This is a genomic window from Cytobacillus oceanisediminis (assembly GCF_022811925.1).
GTDB lineage: Bacteria > Bacillota > Bacilli > Bacillales > Cytobacillaceae > Cytobacillus > Cytobacillus oceanisediminis_D.
Window position 1 is genome coordinate 3578657 of sequence record NZ_CP065511.1, and the last position, 16572, is coordinate 3595228.

General features: G+C 42.3%; 19 protein-coding genes. 6 read left to right on the forward strand and 13 right to left on the reverse strand.

Translation table 11 applies throughout. The features are described 5' to 3' along the window. Window positions 1–148 precede the first annotated feature (148 nt). The 4 genes from IRB79_RS17870 to IRB79_RS17885 are packed head-to-tail and all read left to right on the forward strand — an operon-like array spanning window position 149 to window position 4784. The gene (locus IRB79_RS17870) at window positions 149–2275 is read left to right on the forward strand and encodes an MMPL family transporter (RefSeq protein ID WP_243503781.1); all 2127 of its coding nucleotides are present in this window, start codon (window positions 149–151) and stop codon (window positions 2273–2275) included. Between the two features lie 41 nt (window positions 2276–2316). After that, window positions 2317–2988: a response regulator transcription factor gene (locus IRB79_RS17875; RefSeq protein WP_243503782.1), complete on the forward strand. Its 672-nt coding sequence runs from the start codon at window positions 2317–2319 to the stop codon at window positions 2986–2988. Beyond that, complete coding sequence (locus IRB79_RS17880) at window positions 2985–4379, forward strand: sensor histidine kinase (RefSeq protein WP_243503783.1); 1395 nt, start codon at window positions 2985–2987, stop codon at window positions 4377–4379. Before IRB79_RS17875 ends, IRB79_RS17880 begins: the two co-directional genes overlap by 4 nt. Window positions 4380–4385: 6 nt before the next feature. Next, on the forward strand, window positions 4386–4784 hold the full coding sequence (locus tag IRB79_RS17885; RefSeq protein WP_243503785.1) for a hypothetical protein: 399 nt from the start codon (window positions 4386–4388) through the stop codon (window positions 4782–4784). A gap of 54 nt (window positions 4785–4838) precedes the next feature. On the opposite strand, the gene IRB79_RS17890 is transcribed toward IRB79_RS17885, so the two are convergent. From IRB79_RS17890 to IRB79_RS17945, 12 genes are all read right to left on the reverse strand, one after another. After that, entirely contained in the window at window positions 4839–5207 is a 369-nt protein-coding gene (locus IRB79_RS17890) for a DUF5661 family protein (RefSeq protein WP_243503786.1), read from the reverse strand. A 417-nt stretch (window positions 5208–5624) separates the two neighbouring features. Then, complete coding sequence (arsC, locus tag IRB79_RS17895) at window positions 5625–6044, reverse strand: arsenate reductase (thioredoxin) (protein WP_243503787.1); 420 nt, start codon at window positions 6042–6044, stop codon at window positions 5625–5627. Window positions 6045–6071: 27 nt separating this feature from the next. Further along, entirely contained in the window at window positions 6072–7367 is a 1296-nt protein-coding gene (locus IRB79_RS17900) for an arsenic transporter (RefSeq protein ID WP_252215313.1), read from the reverse strand. 14 nt (window positions 7368–7381) lie between these two features. Next, entirely contained in the window at window positions 7382–7726 is a 345-nt protein-coding gene (locus IRB79_RS17905; protein WP_243503788.1) for an ArsR/SmtB family transcription factor, read from the reverse strand. A 920-nt stretch (window positions 7727–8646) separates the two neighbouring features. Further along, window positions 8647–9144 carry an arsinothricin resistance N-acetyltransferase ArsN1 family A gene (locus IRB79_RS17910; protein WP_243503791.1) on the reverse strand — a complete coding sequence of 166 codons (498 nt, stop codon included), beginning with the start codon at window positions 9142–9144 and terminating at the stop codon, window positions 8647–8649. 13 nt (window positions 9145–9157) lie between these two features. Further along, entirely contained in the window at window positions 9158–10408 is a 1251-nt protein-coding gene (locus tag IRB79_RS17915) for an MFS transporter (RefSeq protein WP_243503792.1), read from the reverse strand. An 18-nt stretch (window positions 10409–10426) separates the two neighbouring features. Beyond that, window positions 10427–10636 carry a hypothetical protein gene (locus IRB79_RS17920; protein ID WP_243503793.1) on the reverse strand — a complete coding sequence of 70 codons (210 nt, stop codon included), beginning with the start codon at window positions 10634–10636 and terminating at the stop codon, window positions 10427–10429. A gap of 39 nt (window positions 10637–10675) precedes the next feature. Next, window positions 10676–12055: an FAD-dependent oxidoreductase gene (locus tag IRB79_RS17925; protein WP_243503794.1), complete on the reverse strand. Its 1380-nt coding sequence runs from the start codon at window positions 12053–12055 to the stop codon at window positions 10676–10678. A 73-nt stretch (window positions 12056–12128) separates the two neighbouring features. Then, window positions 12129–12578: a MarR family winged helix-turn-helix transcriptional regulator gene (locus IRB79_RS17930; protein ID WP_243503795.1), complete on the reverse strand. Its 450-nt coding sequence runs from the start codon at window positions 12576–12578 to the stop codon at window positions 12129–12131. A gap of 132 nt (window positions 12579–12710) precedes the next feature. Then, entirely contained in the window at window positions 12711–13025 is a 315-nt protein-coding gene (locus IRB79_RS17935; RefSeq protein WP_243503796.1) for a DMT family transporter, read from the reverse strand. Further along, entirely contained in the window at window positions 13025–13360 is a 336-nt protein-coding gene (locus IRB79_RS17940) for a DMT family transporter (protein ID WP_243503797.1), read from the reverse strand. The genes IRB79_RS17935 and IRB79_RS17940 overlap by 1 nt, the downstream gene beginning before the upstream one ends. Before the next feature lie 75 nt (window positions 13361–13435). Further along, window positions 13436–14020, reverse strand: coding sequence for a TetR/AcrR family transcriptional regulator (locus tag IRB79_RS17945; RefSeq protein ID WP_243503798.1), 585 nt, complete (start codon window positions 14018–14020; stop codon window positions 13436–13438). A gap of 193 nt (window positions 14021–14213) precedes the next feature. Between IRB79_RS17945 and IRB79_RS17950 the strand changes: the two genes are divergently transcribed. Next, the gene (locus tag IRB79_RS17950) at window positions 14214–14948 is read left to right on the forward strand and encodes an SDR family NAD(P)-dependent oxidoreductase (protein ID WP_243503800.1); all 735 of its coding nucleotides are present in this window, start codon (window positions 14214–14216) and stop codon (window positions 14946–14948) included. 100 nt (window positions 14949–15048) lie between these two features. On the opposite strand, the gene IRB79_RS17955 is transcribed toward IRB79_RS17950, so the two are convergent. Beyond that, window positions 15049–15798, reverse strand: coding sequence for an SDR family NAD(P)-dependent oxidoreductase (locus IRB79_RS17955; RefSeq protein ID WP_243503801.1), 750 nt, complete (start codon window positions 15796–15798; stop codon window positions 15049–15051). A 76-nt stretch (window positions 15799–15874) separates the two neighbouring features. Here IRB79_RS17955 and IRB79_RS17960 point away from each other — a divergent pair, with 76 nt between their 5' ends. Then, window positions 15875–16381, forward strand: coding sequence for a PadR family transcriptional regulator (locus IRB79_RS17960; protein ID WP_243503802.1), 507 nt, complete (start codon window positions 15875–15877; stop codon window positions 16379–16381). Window positions 16382–16572 lie beyond the last annotated feature (191 nt).

Consider the following 16572-nt stretch of genomic DNA (forward strand, 5'->3'; position numbering starts at 1 on the left):
CCCCCCTAACCAGGCTGCCTTCATATAATTGTATTTTCTTTACAAACCGCTTATTTCATACGCATTTGCTAAATGTAAACAAAAGTTGATCTTAAGTTTATTTTCATTTTGTAAGATAGGCATTGAAATAAGTTAAGGAGGCATTCATGTGAAAAAACTGCTGCATTCAATTACAGATTGGGTTTCCACCAAACGGGGAATGTGGATTACCATTATCGCCTGGCTTGTGCTGATGATTGGCTTAAGTGCAGGTCCAAAGCTTGGCGATTATAAAACAAATAATTTCCAGTCACTTCCTGATGAGGCGAAATCCATTATTGCCGAAAATAAAACAGAGGAATATTTTCCAAACAAACAAGGAACTCCTGGCATCCTGGTTTTCCATAATGAAAATGGCGAGGTCGATATCGAAGAAGTTAAACAGATATTAGAAGGGATCATGCTTGAAGACATCGATGGAATCAAGACAATTATCGATATCAGCAAGCTGCCGCCTCAAGCCTTGGGTTCTTTCATTTCTGAAGATAAGTCCACGATGATTGTGCCAATGGAGCTTGAAAACGGACTTGGCAATGACCAGTATGCCGAGATCAACGACCATGCTTCAGAGGTCGGAAATAAAATTGCAGAGGATCTTGAAAGTACTGCATTTTATATTACCGGTCCAGCCGGCATTGCCGGAGATACGGTCAAGCTTTTTGAACAGGCGGACTTTGTTCTCCTGATTGCCACTGTTCTCATTATTCTTGTATTGCTTATAGCGATTTACCGATCACCACTGCTTGCAGTCATACCGCTTCTGGCAACGGCGATTGTCTACCAGGTTGTAAACCAAAGTATAGCTTTCATGGGTGCTGGCGGACTGGAGGTTAACAGCCAGACGACCTCGATCATGAGCATTTTGCTGTTTGCTGCTGTTATTGATTATTCATTATTTGTTTTCTCCCGTTATCGCGAGGAGCTCAACCATTACGAAAACAAATATGAAGCAATGAAGCATGCGATGCGCGCAACAGGCGAGCCTGTTTTCTTTGCGGGCGGAACCGTTCTTGCGGCCATGCTGGTTCTGTTTTTCGCGGATTTCCGGGATTATCAGAACTTTGCTCCTATTTTCGGAACAGCAATGTTTTTTATCATGCTCGCATCAATTACGCTGGTTCCAGCTTTATTCACCCTGTTCGGGCGCAAGGCTTTTTGGCCGAAAGTTCCTCAATACGGAACTGAAACAGAAGTTAAACATAAAGTCTGGGGGCCAATTGCCAGATTCGTGGTGAACAAGCCGGGCCTCTCAGGCGGAATTGTCGGCATTTTTATGCTTATCACAGCGTTAAATATTTTTAACCTTGATTATGAATTTGATATGGTTAAAAAATTCCCGGATGACCTGCCATCCCGTGTCGGCTATGAAATAGTCGAATCCAGATTTGATAAAGGAGAACTGGCTCCTTCTACACTTCTGATTGTCAGTGATCAAAAATTGAATGAAACCGATGCAAGTGCGATAACCGATAAGCTGCAGGGATTTGATGAAATAGCTTCTGCCCGCCTGTCAGCACTCTCAGAAGACGGCAAGGCTGCAAAAATGAGTGTCGCATTTTCCATTAATCCCTATTCAACTGAAGCCATAACCTTTATGGAAAATTTGCGTGACGACACACCTGCGCTGCTGAAAGAAGCTGGTGTGGAAGCTGAATCTTACTACAGCGGGGTCACTGCGAAAATAGTGGACGAACAGGATGTCAACAACGGTGATATAATAAAAATTGTTCTGCTTGAGACGGTTCTGATTCTTGCGCTGTTATTTGCACTTACGAAATCCATCAAGATGCCGATCTACATGATGGCAACCATTCTGCTCTCATTTGTCTCAGCTTTAGGACTGGGGATATTCCTTGTTGATGTATTATTCGGCTTTGAATCCATCAGTTCGCGTGTGCCTGTCTATTCATTCATTTTCCTTGTAGCATTGGGGATTGATTATAACATCATCCTTGTTTCACGCTTTATCGAGGAAAGGAAGACACATAGAGTCAAAGACGCACTTGAAATTGCCATCGGGAATACCGGCGGCGTCATTTCTTCGGCTGGCCTCATCCTGGCTGCTACATTTGCTGCCCTGATGACCATGCCGATTGCGGACTTATTCGTTTTTGGTTTCATCGTTGCCATGGGAATATTGATTGACACCTTCCTTGTTAGGGGGATGCTGCTTCCGGCATTAATTCTGTTTTTTGAAAAAGACAAGGAGACTTCCGGGCAAAAAATTTCGGAATAGAGAGAGGGTCCCTCCCTATTCCCCTGTGAGGAGGCCCAATAATGAAAATACTTGTCGTAGACGATGATGTGAATATACAGAAACTCGTCACGATTCATCTAAATCGTGAAGGCTATCAAGTTCTGCGCGCAAACAATGCTCAAGAAGCATTAGCACTCTTAGAAGAACAAACCGCGGATTTAGCGGTTGTCGATGTTATGATGCCTGGTATGGATGGATTCGAACTCACCAGGCTTCTGACAGATGACTTCGGAATCCCTGTTATTCTTTTAACGGCGAAGGGGCAGCTCAGTGATAAAGAGCAGGGCTTTTTATCCGGATCTGAAGATTATATTGTAAAGCCGTTTGAAGTGAAGGAGCTCCTTTTCCGGGTAGCCGTCGTGTTAAGAAGAGCCGAGCGGGCGATGGAAACAGTCGTCAAAGCCGGAAACCTGTTAATTGACAGAAAAAGCTTTGAAGTGGAAATCAATCAGGAGACCATCCTTTTTCCATTAAAGGAATTTGAGCTGCTCAGCTTGCTTTCGGCACGAAAAAATAAAATCACCCAGCGGGCTGCATTGATCGAACAGGCTTGGGGAGCGGATTATGAGGGCAGCGAACAGACTTTAAATACCCACATCAACCGAATTCGCGACCGTTTGAAAAAATACCGGGCAACCGTTGAGATCCAGACAGTTCGCGGCATTGGGTATAAGCTCGAGGAAATAAAATGAAGACTCTCTACAGGAAATTCATTGCAGCCACACTTGTGATCTTAGCCATAAGCATCGTGCTTTCGTTCAGTTTAACCAATTGGGTCTATATGACTTCGACAAAGGGGAAAATCGACAGGCAAAATGTTGTGATTGCAGAGGAAATCGCTAATGGCCTGGAGCATATGCATTCCTCTGGCCCTGCTTATGAAACTTACTTAAATTCCATGAGCAAGCTCGGCTATCAGCTCTATATCGTGACGGAATCGGGTGAAGGGGAATTCTTCGGGCAGCCGTTCAATAGGACCGAACTGCCTGAGGAAGCTACAAAAGTGCTGACCGATCAGGAAGTCTATCATGGTATGGATAGCTTTGCCGGCCAATTTCTGATGATGGGCCATTTTTCAAACGATCTGGAAAATACCGTCGGGGTCCCTTTTACCATGAACGATCAGAATTACGGGCTTTTCCTTCGCCCGAATAATAAGCTGCTCTTCTCGGACATTCATATGATTTTCGCGTGGTTCTTTGTCGCCATTGCCGTAGTCAGCATCACTGGGGTGATCTGGTTCGCCAAGCATCTTATCAAGCCGATAACAAAGCTGACGGAAGCGACCAGGGAAATCACCCGGGAGAATTTCAACTTCCCATTGAATATTGATCGCAGGGATGAAATTGGGCAGCTGGCAGAAAGCTTCAGCCGCATGCAGGATCAGCTGCAGCACAATGACGAGGCACGCAAGTCGTTCATCAACAATGTGTCTCATGACTTTCAGTCCCCTCTTATGAATATTCAAGGGTATGCAGAACTTCTGCAGACACAGAAGCTGTCAGACGAAGAACATTTCGAATATGTACAGATTATCGATCAGGAGTCGAAGCGGCTCTCCAATCTGACCAAACAGCTTTTGCTTCTGACTTCCCTTGACCAGAAATCGTATCCGATGAAGCTTTCAGAAGTAAAATTGGACGAACAAATCAAGGAAACCATCCGCAGGCATCAATGGCGGCTGGAGGAAAAGGAAATTGAGGTTTCATATAAGCTATCGCCTGTCATTTTTAAGGGAGATCCAGAGCTGATGGTGAATATCTGGGACAACCTGCTGACAAATGCGATAAAATATAACTCTCATGGCGGAAGCATTTTGATCAGCCTGTCTCAAACCGAATCAGCCATTGAAGTCGTTTTTAAAGACACCGGGATCGGAATTTCCGAGGATAAGATCAGCCAGATTTTCGACCGCTTTTACCGGGTGGACTCGGCAAGAAAGAAAGATGGCACAGGACTCGGGCTTTCGATTGTGAAACAGATTATCGAGCTGCATAATGGGGAAATCAGGGCAGACAGCCAGGCTGGAAAAGGAACCACTTTTACCATTACATTTTTCAGGGAGAAACATCGGGAGGAATAAAAAACTATGGAACAAAAATGGAGCATCAGATTAATAAGATTTGCAGCCATCTTTGGCATTATCGGGACCTATCTTGGATCGCATATGTCCGGGCAGATGGATTATTCTTTAAGGCCAATTCATGCCCACATCCTGCTGGTAGGATGGCTTTCCGTATTTGCATGGGGAATCTTTTATAAAGTATACCGCGTAAAATATAAAAAGCTTGTTTCTATTCACAGCATACTTGGAATGGCAGGATCACTCGGATTGACAATCGGAATGTGGATGTATACATTAAATCCATTTAATTTAGGAGATACGCTTGTTCTGGTCTTCTTCATAGTGGGCGGAACCTTGCTTCTGCTAGCCTTTGCACTGTTTGTGGCTATTACCTTTTTGACTGAAAAAACTTCGGAACGTTAAGTTAAAAAAGCAATGCAATCCTCTTTTGGAGGCTGCATTGCTTTTTTGTTTTAGTTACCTATTCTGCAATAAATTCCAATAGGTTTTAGCTTCTGCTTCCAGAACTTTTAACCTCTTATAATAGTCAGGAAACTCGTTAAGATGCGCCAATGCAATTTTTCCCGTAAGAAGCGGGTCATCTCCTGTAACGTCAGATTGGCTTGACTGTTTCCCATGTTCAAGTTCTATATTTACGCCCATCCAGAATTCGTTCAAATCAAACCTGCTTTTTGTAAAATTGATTCCTAACAGTAATGCAATGGCTGCTGCTTCCTCTTTGGAAAAGCTTGCTCTTGCTCTGTTGAAATGATTACTTCGAGAAGCCTGATGGTTAACATGGCTGTTACTATAGTGATGCAAGTACGGATTATATGAATAATACACAAACATTCACTCCTAAATGCTAGTTACCATAATGTATGTGAATAATCTATTTAGGAGCATGGGTTAGATCAAATAAAAAAGGGCCCCCAAAGGCCCTCTCCTAACAGCATCTTCCCGTATTTCCGATCATCGAAATCCCGCTTCCGTTTCCGCTTCGCTCTAAAACAAGGTCTTCGGTGTTTGGTTCAATAATAGGGTCGATTGCTACTTTGATTTCATTGATTGTGACTATAATATCATCTGCTGCCGGCTCATCCAGAGCCAGTCCTATTCTTGGCTGTCCTCAGCCATAGCCGTCAAAAAAGATGCGGACGCTGCTGGCATTTTGTTCATCCAGCATTTTTCTTAATTCATCCCGTGCATTGTCAGTGATTATCAAGCCTGTTCCCTCCCTTTGGATGTTTTTTAGTATATTATTTACTTTCCTGTTTCGGCAAATGTTTTAATGCGGCCGCCAATTTCATCACGGACACGCTGGAAGAAAGCCCACTTTTCTTCTTCTGTTCCTTCTGCTTTTGCAGGATCATCAAATCCCCAGTGCTCGCGCTTTACATGAGGTGGAGTCATTGGGCATTTATCAGCTGCGTCTCCGCAAAGCGTTACAACCAAATCTGCATTATTTAGAATTTCAGGATCAATGATATCAGAAGTCTGATTGGAAATATCAATTCCCGCTTCTTTCATTGCTTTTACTGCGTTAGGATTCAAACCATGTGCTTCAATGCCTGCACTATAAACATTCCATTCATCACCTAAATGCTGCTTTGCCCATCCTTCTGCCATCTGGCTGCGGCATGAGTTGCCTGTGCATAGGAAGTAGATTGTTTTTTTAGTCATGTTGAAGTTCTCCTTTTAGTAAGTTTTTTAAATTATCTGTAACCAAATATATAGACCAACTAATGTGATAAATAATGTTGGAATGGTTAAAACAATTCCTGTTTTAAAGTACGTTCCCCATGAGATTTTTACTCCCTTTAAGGATAATACATGAAGCCAAAGCAAGGTTGCCAGTGAACCAATCGGCGTGATTTTTGGTCCTAAATCAGATCCAATCACGTTCGCATAAATAAGGGCTTCACGCATGATTCCGCTTGTATTCGTATCAGCAATGGCCAGGGCATCAATCATAACGGTTGGCATATTGTTCATGACAGAAGAAAGGATGGCCGCAATGAATCCCATTCCGATCGTTGCCGCAAAAAGTCCCTGGTCAGCTGTCATTTGAATTAAATCAGCCAATACAATTGTAAGGCCCGCGTTTCTTAGTCCGTAAACCACTACATACATGCCTATTGAAAAGAAAACAATTGCCCATGGTGCGCCCTTGATGACAGTTCGTGTATTCACGGCCGGGCTTCTTCTCGCCATAATCAGGAAGAAAATCGTTATAATACCTGCGATGAATGAAACTGGAACACCAATCCATTCACTTGCAAAATAACCTATTAATAAGATGCCTAAAACAAGCCAAGACAATCGGAACATTTTGCTGTCTTTAACTGCTTCTGCTGGTTTTTTCAGATGAGATAAATCATAATTCTTTGGTATGCTTTTTCTAAAGTATAAGAATAAGACCAAAATGCTGGCTGCCAGTGAAAAGAAGTTCGGAATAATCATGCGGGACGCATATTCCACAAAGCCGATGCCAAAGAAATCAGCTGAGACAATATTAACAAGGTTGCTGACAACCAATGGCAGGGACGTTGTATCCGCAATAAATCCGCTGGCAATGATAAACGGAAAAACCATTTTTTCATTGAAATTAAGGTTTCTCACCATGGCAAGGACGATTGGCGTAAGAATGAGTGCCGCTCCATCATTCGCAAAGAATGCTGCAACAACTGATCCCAAAATGGAAACGTAAATGAACATCTTCACTCCGTTTCCCTTTGCCGCTCTCGCCATATGTAAAGCGGCCCACTCGAAAAACCCGATTTCATCTAAAATAAGAGAGATAATGATGATGGCAATAAAGGTTAATGTAGCATTCCAGACAATGGATGTAACATCTATGACATCATTGAAGTCCACCACCCCAGCAATTAAAGCGAGAATGGCTCCGCCGCATGCTGACCAGCCGATGGATAGCCCTCTTGGCTGCCAAATGACTAATATGAGGGTGCCTAAGAAAATCACCGATGCTAGAATTATTTGAGTCAATGTGTTTCCCCCTCTTACTCACAGGAAATTCGCAATCCCTGTTCTTCCAATTCTTCTAATAAATAATCTTGGCCTGGAAGGTGATCGAGCACAGTCTGAACCAATGGGTAGTAGTCACTATCCTTATTCAATGAATAAATAATCCACTGACCCCTCCTGGTTTCCTTAACCACACCTGCATCTTTTAGTTTCCTGAGATGCTGGCTAATGGCTGGCTGGCTCATTTTAAAAATCTCCACAAACTCACACACACAACAATCATGGTTATTTAAAAGTTTGACCATTGTGAGCCGCGTTTTATCGCCTAATAATTTTAAAATGGATGCTGCTTTGTCCATTTCAACTGTGGACACTCTCATGATCTTATCACCTCCGCTTTGCACATATTAATATATAATGATTTGCTTATATAAGTAAATAGTTTTTTCTTATTTACGAAAACTTTACATATAGTTTGGTTTTTAATTTCAGCTGTATTCGTTTGGTTTGCCGGTTTTGAAAAAACGAGAAGTTTTATTTGTGTGGCTGCCTTACTTTATACTTTTTCAGACAGGGAATGTTCCCGGGAAGAGCTGACTGAAGATCACTCTCCATTCATTCAGTCAGGAAAGGAAGAAATCTAGGAGCTCCTGTCTGAACCTTGACCAACTTCGGACTGATAATCAGGAAATCCGGAAGATCCTGTCCGAACTTAGTCCAACTTCGGACTGATGATCAGGAAATCCGAGAGATCCTGTCCGAACTTAGTCCAACTTCGGACTCATAAACTAGAAATCCGAGAAATCCTGTCCGAACCTTGTCCAACTTCGGACTGACAATCATGAAATCCAAGAGTTCCTGTCCGAACCTAGTCCAACTTCGGACTGATAATCAGGAAATCCGGAAGATCCTGTCCGAACTTAGTCCAACTTCGGACTGATGATCAGGAAATCCGGGAGATCTTGTCCGAACTTAGTCCAACTTCGGACTGATGATCACGAAATCCGGGAGATCCTGTCCGAACTTAGTCCAACTTCGGACTGATAATCTGGAAATCTGAGTTATCCTGTCCAAACCTAACCTAACTTCGAACTCACAATCATGAAATCCAAGAGTTCCTGTCCGAACCTAACCTAACTTCGGACTGACAATCATGAAATCCAAGAGTACCTGTCCGAACTTAGTCCAACTTCGGACTGATAATCAGGAAATCCGGGGGATCCTGTCCGAACCTGGCATCCCACCGAACTTTTAAGAAAACCCAACAAAAAAACGGCTAAACTATTAGCCGCACCTTAATTTAAAGCAGTTTTTCCATAGCCATCACATCAACAAATGCTCCATCCAAAACACCCTGGTTTTGAAATGTACCTACTTCACGATACCCCATTTTTTTGTACAGTCCCTGTCCCAGACCATTAAATGGAAAAGTAAACAAAACCAGCTTATGGAATTTGTTTTCTCTAGCTTTCATTTCTAGAGCAGAAAGCAGATTCCCGCCTGCTCCTTTGCCTCTGAATGCCCTGGAGATATAGACTGATAGATCTGCCACTCCATCATATGCACAGCGGCTGCTATACGGATTCAGAGAAGCCCAGCCTATCACTTGACCCCCTGTTTCTGCAGCAAGTACACAATATCGCCCTTGATGCTGTTCAAACCAGTTTGTCATATAGGAAAGGTCTTTTGCCTCTGTTTCCAATGTAGCGATGCGATCTTCTATTCCCTGATTATAAATCTCCATAATCTCTTCCAAATCTGTCTTTCTCGCTAAACGAACAACAGTCTCACTGATCATTGCAGGTCCCCCGCTAATAAGATTCATAGATCTCTTTTTTTATAAATGTGTTTAACCTCTTTGCTAAAACTGTCCAAATCGCGGCTAAAATAAGCAGTATGATCGAACCGCCCCAATATAAAAATGTAAAACCAGCCTCTAATTGGATTAATATGTAACTAATCGCCGGTCCTAAAGCTGCCCCCACATCTTGAGAGATGGAGTATATCGTAAGGAAAGAAACCACGTTTGCAGTTTTTGCTGTGTCCAGGGCAATCGTGTCCAGAATGGTTAATAAAATAGTAGCTCCAGCCATCACAAGAAGAGTAACGGCTATCCACAGCCCTAATGGAAGTCTAATGGATACCATTCCAAAGATAAATCCTGCAGAGATTAAAGAAACGATAAAAATCGGCAGCCTCCCCCGCGCTCCATCAGACCAGTGCCCCACTGTCCTTCCCAGAAAAGGTTCCCATGTCCATCTTACCGCTTGGATTATCCCTGATAATAATGTAACACTGACAACCACATTCCATATTGATATTCTCTCTCCGTAAAAATGTTCAATCAAGGAACTCAGTGTGGATGTCACTATTCCTTGATATAACATGGCAATGAGAAAACCTGAAACAATAATGGATGCTTTATATCCGGCCTTTCCAATAAAAGGCTTCTCTTCAGCCATTCTATCTTTCTTTTCAGGAGTCTCCCCATCCTGATTTATATTAGAATTCAGCATTAAAGGCAGCCCCAATAGGGACAATAACCCAAATGCAATTGAAACCGTGCTCAAACCTATAATCGGAACGAGGAAGCCCCCAATCAGCATTCCGACCAGGCTTCCTGTTCGGTAGAGCCCGTTATATAAGCCCATAGAACTTCCACGCTTATTGTTTTCAGCATATACGGCAACAACCGACAATCCGCCGATTCGAAAAAATGACCAGGCAATCCCCCATAATGCACGGAGAATCACCCAGGCAGCAAATCCTTCGAAAACACCGTAGCCTATCGTTGTGAATCCGCCTAACAGGACGGCAATGATCAGGCCAGCCTTTAATGAAATATGTTTATACATCCAGCCTGCTAATGGATTAAAAGGCAATCGTATGAAACGGTTTATTGATAGGAGCACACCTACTTGCCAAATGGAATCCTGGCCTGCACTTTCCCAATAAATAGGCAAGGCAATATACAGCATGGAATCACCTAAAAGACTTAAAGCTGTAACTATGGCGACTATTATTATAGGATTTGAAGATAATTGATTTTTAATAGCCGCCATAAGTCATTCTCTCCTTTCTTAATCATTCGAATGATTCAGTAAATCCCGATAAGCCAAAAGAAATTGTGTATACGTTTCCTTCCCCATTTCACTTTCGCGCAATCGAAACAGCCTTTCAAACGTTCTATCTTTAGCTTCCTCAACAGAACAACCAAATGCATTCATGAGTAATTTCATATATGAAATAAAATATTCTTTTTTGAGCGCTCCAGCATGATTGATGGTCATTGGCATCACCTTTATTAGGGAAGTAATTCTCCCCTTTAATTAATTGCAACAAGAAAAATCAGGTTCATCACAGGAGCTTTTTAGATTAACACTGCAAACACCCGTTTCCGGCAAATCCAGCTCCACTTTTTCAGCAGCGGCGATATCACCGCTTAGATGAGCTGCCACTGACCTAACCTGCTCATAGCCTGTCGCCATCAAGAAGGTTGGAGCACGGCCATAGCTTTTTGAACCCACGATATAAAAATTCTTCTCAGGCTGTCTTAACTCCTTTTCTCCATGGGGGCGAACCGTACCGCAGCTATGAATATTAGGATCAATTAATGGTGCTAGTGCTTCTACGCTTTCAGTTGAAGAATCTATGGAAGTACGGAGTTCATTTATGATTGAAAAATCCGGACGGCTTCCTGTATTGACAATCATTTCATCGATTCCATCCAGGCTGCCCGGCTTGCCATTTTGAATGCCTATTAACTCGATTCCCGTTTCTGACTTTTTGACCAACTGGATGCGAAATGGAGTAATGACCTCCACTTGACCATTATCAACCAATTGGTGGATTCTGCTTCCGAGGCGGCCGCGTGCTTCAAGTGCATCTTTTTCTTCTCCTCCGTAGGCATCCTCAACCTGATTTCTTCTCATAATCCATAGAATTTCCGTTTCGGGATAAGAATCTTTCAATGTGGCTAAATCCAGCAAGGAATTAATCGCTGAATGGCCTCCCCCGACAACTGCTATGCGCTTATTCCGATAGCGCTGCTGCTCACTCCCTAATATATCGGGTATTCCATAAAATATCTTTTCCTTCAGTTCCTTCTCATCAGCCAGCCATATTCCGCTTGAGGAAGCTGGATTAGGATTTCCCCAGGTGCCTGCTGCATCAATTACTGCTCTCGATTCGAATGTTTTGTACTCTCCATTCTGCTCAGCATGGATGACATAAGGGGAATTTTCCCTATTTGCAGTTTTCATTTTATCGGTGTCTTTTCTGCCAACTGATAAAACTTTCGTATTAAGGTGAATGAAAGGCTTTATCTCAGGTAACCTTGACAGTGGCTTTAGATATTGTTCAACTAGTTCCTCCCCGGAAGGCAAAGCTTCCAATTGCGGCTGTACCCAGCCATTGGCGCTTAATAACCTGGCAGCAGCTTTATCAATATTGTATCGCCAAGGTGAGAATAAGCGAATATGACCCCAGCTCTTAATATTGGCTCCAGCTTGCTTCCCCGACTCCAGCAAAATAAATGATTTCCCCCTGCTTGCCAGGTGTGCAGCAGCTGCCAGCCCAACCGGTCCGGCGCCAATTATAGCAACAGGCAACTCTCTTCCTTCATCCTTGCTTCGTGAAGACTTTTCTGACTCGTTTTTCTTAGGCGTGCAGCATCCTTTGACAACAAAAAGATCATTCTGATTAGTCATGCTTTCTCCTCTTTTCTCCAAATTAGGATTGATTAATTTTACTTGCAATATGCAAGTATTACACCCAGGGGATTTACCCCTGCATTGGCTTACAGCATGCACTGGACTTTGCCATCGCATTATTTAACAAATGAATCGAGCGGATGACTGTTTCTTTTTCAAACTCATTCATTTGGGAAAAAACCTCATGTAAAAATGAATTCATCTGCTGATCTATTGAACCTGCAATATACTTGCCTTCAGCAGTCAGCGAAAGAATACTGATTCTCTTATCAGCAGGATCAGGCATTTTCTTTACTAAATTCATCTTGACTAAAGACTGAACCTGCCTGCTGAAAGTAGTAATTTCCGTCCCTAACGTATCTGCAATCTGCTGCATGGACGGGTTATGCTGATTGTCAATCTCATAAAGAATATGGCTTTGAATGAGGGAAATATCGCAACCGCCGACACTGCAGCAATTCTTATTAAGTAAACCAAAACGGCGCGTCATTACTTGAAACAAACTGCGAAGATTTTCCATTATTTTCACCTCTTGGTTACATTATAGCTATATTATTTGTAATTTGCAACTAATTTTTTGAATTTTTTTACCAAAAAAGCAGACCCCCATTTTTCAGGTCTGCTTCCGATATGATCATAGCTTAATAAGTACTTAAGATGTCAACCCCAGACCAATAACTCCAATTAATATAAACGCCAGGGATAAAAATTGTTTATATCCGAATTTTTCTTTAAACCAGAACAAACCAGCCAGCGTAATGCCAATGCTCCCTACTCCTGTCCAAATAGCATAGGCCACACCGGCTGGAATCCTTTGCATGGCCATAGATAAGCAGAAGAAAGAGAAAATAAAACCAACTACCATTACAACGATCGGCCATTTCTTTCTCGTTCCATCCATGTATTTCATGGCGATTGTGGCGATCACTTCTTCGATCCCCGCCAGGACCAATAATCCCCATGCCATTAAGATTCACCTCTCGCTTCAGTGTTTTCCTGTTTCGTAAAAGTCTTCATGCCAATAATTCCTGCCAATAAAATCACCAGAAAGAATACTTGAGTTACCGAAAAAGGCTCCCCCATTATCACACCTAAAATATAAGTGCCTACAGTTCCAATCCCGACGAATACGGTATAAGCCGCCGCAACAGGAATTACCTTATATGATCGGATTAATAATATGAAACTTGCTGCTATCAGCACAGTGGTAATCGTCCAATCCAGAATTGAATCTGCATATTTTAAACCTGAAGCCCACAATACTTCAAGGATGCCGGCTGCAAATACTAACATCCATTTCATTTGCCCTCAACTCCCTCTGAATGACAGTCAGTCATTTTTCTTTAAAGAAAAATTATTGGAAGCAGTCCAATAATTTTAGCACGTGATTAATGATTTCCTGATAAATTTAAAAAGCTCTTCTTTATAAACAGTCAGGGACTCATCCTGCTCGCCGCCAATATAATATCTTTCAGCAGCATTTTCGATCAGGTTAATGATGGTCCTTGAGGTCCACTTGACATTAATGTCTGCATAAATTTCTTCTTTCTGAACTGCCTTGCTGATTTCAATCTCAAGCCATTCGTAATATGGCCGATATACCTCTTCCCATTTTTCCAGGGAATGATTGACAGCGAGTCCTGAGTATACAAGTACTATAATATCTTTATGTTCATCTGTAACCTTAAAGGTCTCATCAATTACGGCATCTAAAGTGCTCCAGAAGCTTTCTGCTCCCTGCACCTTTCTCTTCATCCGATCCAGTATTTTGGTGAGAAGTGAATTGGCGATCGCAGGAACCAAATCACTCTTTGAAGAAAAATATAAATAGAATGTTCCCTGAGCGATGCCTGCTTTCTTAACGATCTCTGATACCGAGGATTTTTCAAGGCCTTTTTCAGAAATAACCTCTATAGAAGCATTCAGTATTCTACTGTATTTATCATCTGGCCGATCCTGCAAGATCATTCCCTCCTTATCCAATAGTGACTGACTGTCATTCATTATACCAATCCTTTCCCTTTCTATCAAGAATAATGAAAAGTCCCTTGAAACTTGGTATTTTTCCAGAACTAATTACTTTGCACAAAGTATAATATCGATTATACTAAATTTGTAAACGCTTTTTAAAAAGAGAAATTAAGGGGGAAATATAATGGGTAAATTCGATAATAAAATTGTATTGGTTACTGGTGGAGCATCCGGCATGGGAAAACGAATGACTGAGCTTTTAGTCGAAGAAGGCGCTTATGTTATTGCAGCGGACATTAATAAAGAGCTCTTGGACGTTGTCAGCCAAAATGATTCAGTGGAAGGCAAATTGCTGAATGTCATGTCAGAGGATGATTGGAAAAAGGCAGTGGAAGAAATCGTTGCCGATCATAGCAGAATCGATGTCCTTATTAATAATGCCGGCATTTCAAGTGAAAAGCCTATGGATGATGTGACAATTGAAGATTGGGATCTCATGATGCGCATCAATGGGTTCGGTCCATTTGCAGGAATGAAGCATGTTTTGCCTCAGATGGTCAAACAGCAAAGCGGTGCGGTTGTGAATATTTCCAGCTACACAGCCATGGTTGGAATGGGAACAAACACGTACACTGCTTCAAAAGGGGCTGTCAGAGCCATCTCCAGAGCGGCAAGCACACAGTTTGGCCGTTTCGGTATCAGGGTTAATGCCGTTTTCCCTGGAGTTATTAAAACGCCAATGACAGAAAACCTGTCAGAATCCAGTGAAGTGCTGCAAAGATTAATTCAGGCAACTCCGCTCCAAAGACTTGGTGAAGCTGATGACGTGGCACGCGCTGTATTGTTCCTTGCTTCAGATGATGCTTCTTATATTACAGGAGCTGAACTAGTTATTGACGGCGGGTTTTCTGCACAATAGAAAAGCGGAAGGCGCCCGGTGCTAGACAGTTATCTAACTTCAGATTAGATAAACCTATCCTTAAACAAAGAAACTGTCCAAGCGGACAGTTTCTTTTTGCTTATGTTAACTTTTGCGTTCCCCCGTCTACCATAAATGTCTGTCCGGTAATGTAGGAGCTGCTTTCGCTGCTTAAGAATACAGCCACTTCCCCAATATCCTTTTCAGGGTCTCCCATGCGGCCAAGCGGGATTCCATTGAGTACCTGCTCATATTGATCAGGGAAGTTCTCGCTCCAATTTTTCACGCCTTCAGTATAAGCAATTGGTGAGATTAAATTCACATTAATCTGATCCTTAGCCCACTCATTTGCAACGGTTCGCGTTAAACCGCGGATCGCTTCTTTAGCAGATCCATAGGAGGCCTGGTTAACCTGGCCCGAAATGCCGGCACCTGAAGCAAAGTTAATCACGAATCCTTTATTTTCCTTAAGCTGTTCATATGAGGCTTGCATTAAATGGACAGTAGGGTAAAATCCTGTATTAAGGGATAATTCAAAGTCTTCCAGTGTTGTATTCACAAAAGGCATCTGTCTGGAAACATGCGCGTTGTTGACAAGGATGTCCAATTTTCCATACAGTGAGATTGTCTCCTGCACAAGCTCAACGGCATTTTCCTTTCGGGATATGTCTTTTTCAATAAAATGAATCAATCCAAACTGACTTAATTGCTTTACAGCCGCTTCACCGGCTTCCCGGTTGATATCTGCAATCACAACTTTGGCGCCATGTTTCAGCATGGCTGAGGCTATGCCCTTGCCAATACCGCCGGCACCGCCTGTAATTAATGCAACTTTGCCCTTTAGATTCATATGATCTCCTCCTCACCTTTATTATAAATCCATTTATTACTTTGCGCAAAGTAATTGTTTAAAAGGAGCTGCTTTTATGTCCATGCAAATCGTGATACTCGGTCTTTTAAAAGAGAAAGAATATCATCCCTATGAAATGAAAAAAGTCATTTTAGAACACAAATGGGATCAGCTATTCCCCGTTACGGACGGCAATTTATATCACGCCATCCGCAAACTCGAAAAGCACAAGTGGATCCAGGCGGAAAAGCAGGAACAGGTGAATAACCGCCCAAACCGTACCGTCTACCAAATTACTGAAGAAGGAAAAACTCAGCTTTCAGAAGACATCATTGAGGTGTTTAAAAAGCGGATGCCTGAACCCCGCTCCCTTTATCCGGCCCTATTATTTATCGAATCACCCGAAGTCCCTGCAGCAGCGGAGCATATTAAATCCTGGATCTCCGAGCTGAAGGCAGAAAGTGAAGGGAAGCATGACTACCAGGACGTCATTCCGAACCTGATCCAGGAGCATTATAAAGGATTAAATGAGTTTTATTTGAATTGGCTTAATAAAGTTCTCGATGCATTAGAATCAGTTTAAGAATAGAAGTAAGGGGGGCTTCCCCTTGCTATTTTATTTTTTATATACCCGGCTGTTTCCTCCTCGGATTTACCCCCCTCTAATAAACTGTAAAAATATTGCCATTTTGCTTAAAAGCTATGTACTTTTAGACTAAAAACAATTATACTATTCTGAATATTATCTTTTCGTTACGCGAAGGATTTTAAGGA

Coding starts and splice junctions, on each gene's coding strand:
- IRB79_RS17915 (WP_243503792.1), bottom strand. CDS start 10,408: ATGGCGGCTATTAAAAATCAATTATCTTCAAATCCTATAATAATAGTC.
- IRB79_RS17925 (WP_243503794.1), bottom strand. CDS start 12,055: ATGACTAATCAGAATGATCTTTTTGTTGTCAAAGGATGCTGCACGCCT.
- IRB79_RS17905 (WP_243503788.1), bottom strand. CDS start 7,726: ATGAGAGTGTCCACAGTTGAAATGGACAAAGCAGCATCCATTTTAAAA.
- IRB79_RS17910 (WP_243503791.1), bottom strand. CDS start 9,144: ATGATCAGTGAGACTGTTGTTCGTTTAGCGAGAAAGACAGATTTGGAA.
- IRB79_RS17935 (WP_243503796.1), bottom strand. CDS start 13,025: ATGGCATGGGGATTATTGGTCCTGGCGGGGATCGAAGAAGTGATCGCC.
- IRB79_RS17955 (WP_243503801.1), bottom strand. CDS start 15,798: ATGAATCTAAAGGGCAAAGTTGCATTAATTACAGGCGGTGCCGGCGGT.
- arsC (WP_243503787.1), bottom strand. CDS start 6,044: ATGACTAAAAAAACAATCTACTTCCTATGCACAGGCAACTCATGCCGC.
- IRB79_RS17885 (WP_243503785.1), top strand. CDS start 4,386: ATGGAACAAAAATGGAGCATCAGATTAATAAGATTTGCAGCCATCTTT.
- IRB79_RS17875 (WP_243503782.1), top strand. CDS start 2,317: ATGAAAATACTTGTCGTAGACGATGATGTGAATATACAGAAACTCGTC.
- IRB79_RS17920 (WP_243503793.1), bottom strand. CDS start 10,636: ATGACCATCAATCATGCTGGAGCGCTCAAAAAAGAATATTTTATTTCA.
- IRB79_RS17960 (WP_243503802.1), top strand. CDS start 15,875: ATGTCCATGCAAATCGTGATACTCGGTCTTTTAAAAGAGAAAGAATAT.
- IRB79_RS17880 (WP_243503783.1), top strand. CDS start 2,985: ATGAAGACTCTCTACAGGAAATTCATTGCAGCCACACTTGTGATCTTA.
- IRB79_RS17950 (WP_243503800.1), top strand. CDS start 14,214: ATGGGTAAATTCGATAATAAAATTGTATTGGTTACTGGTGGAGCATCC.
- IRB79_RS17930 (WP_243503795.1), bottom strand. CDS start 12,578: ATGGAAAATCTTCGCAGTTTGTTTCAAGTAATGACGCGCCGTTTTGGT.
- IRB79_RS17940 (WP_243503797.1), bottom strand. CDS start 13,360: ATGAAATGGATGTTAGTATTTGCAGCCGGCATCCTTGAAGTATTGTGG.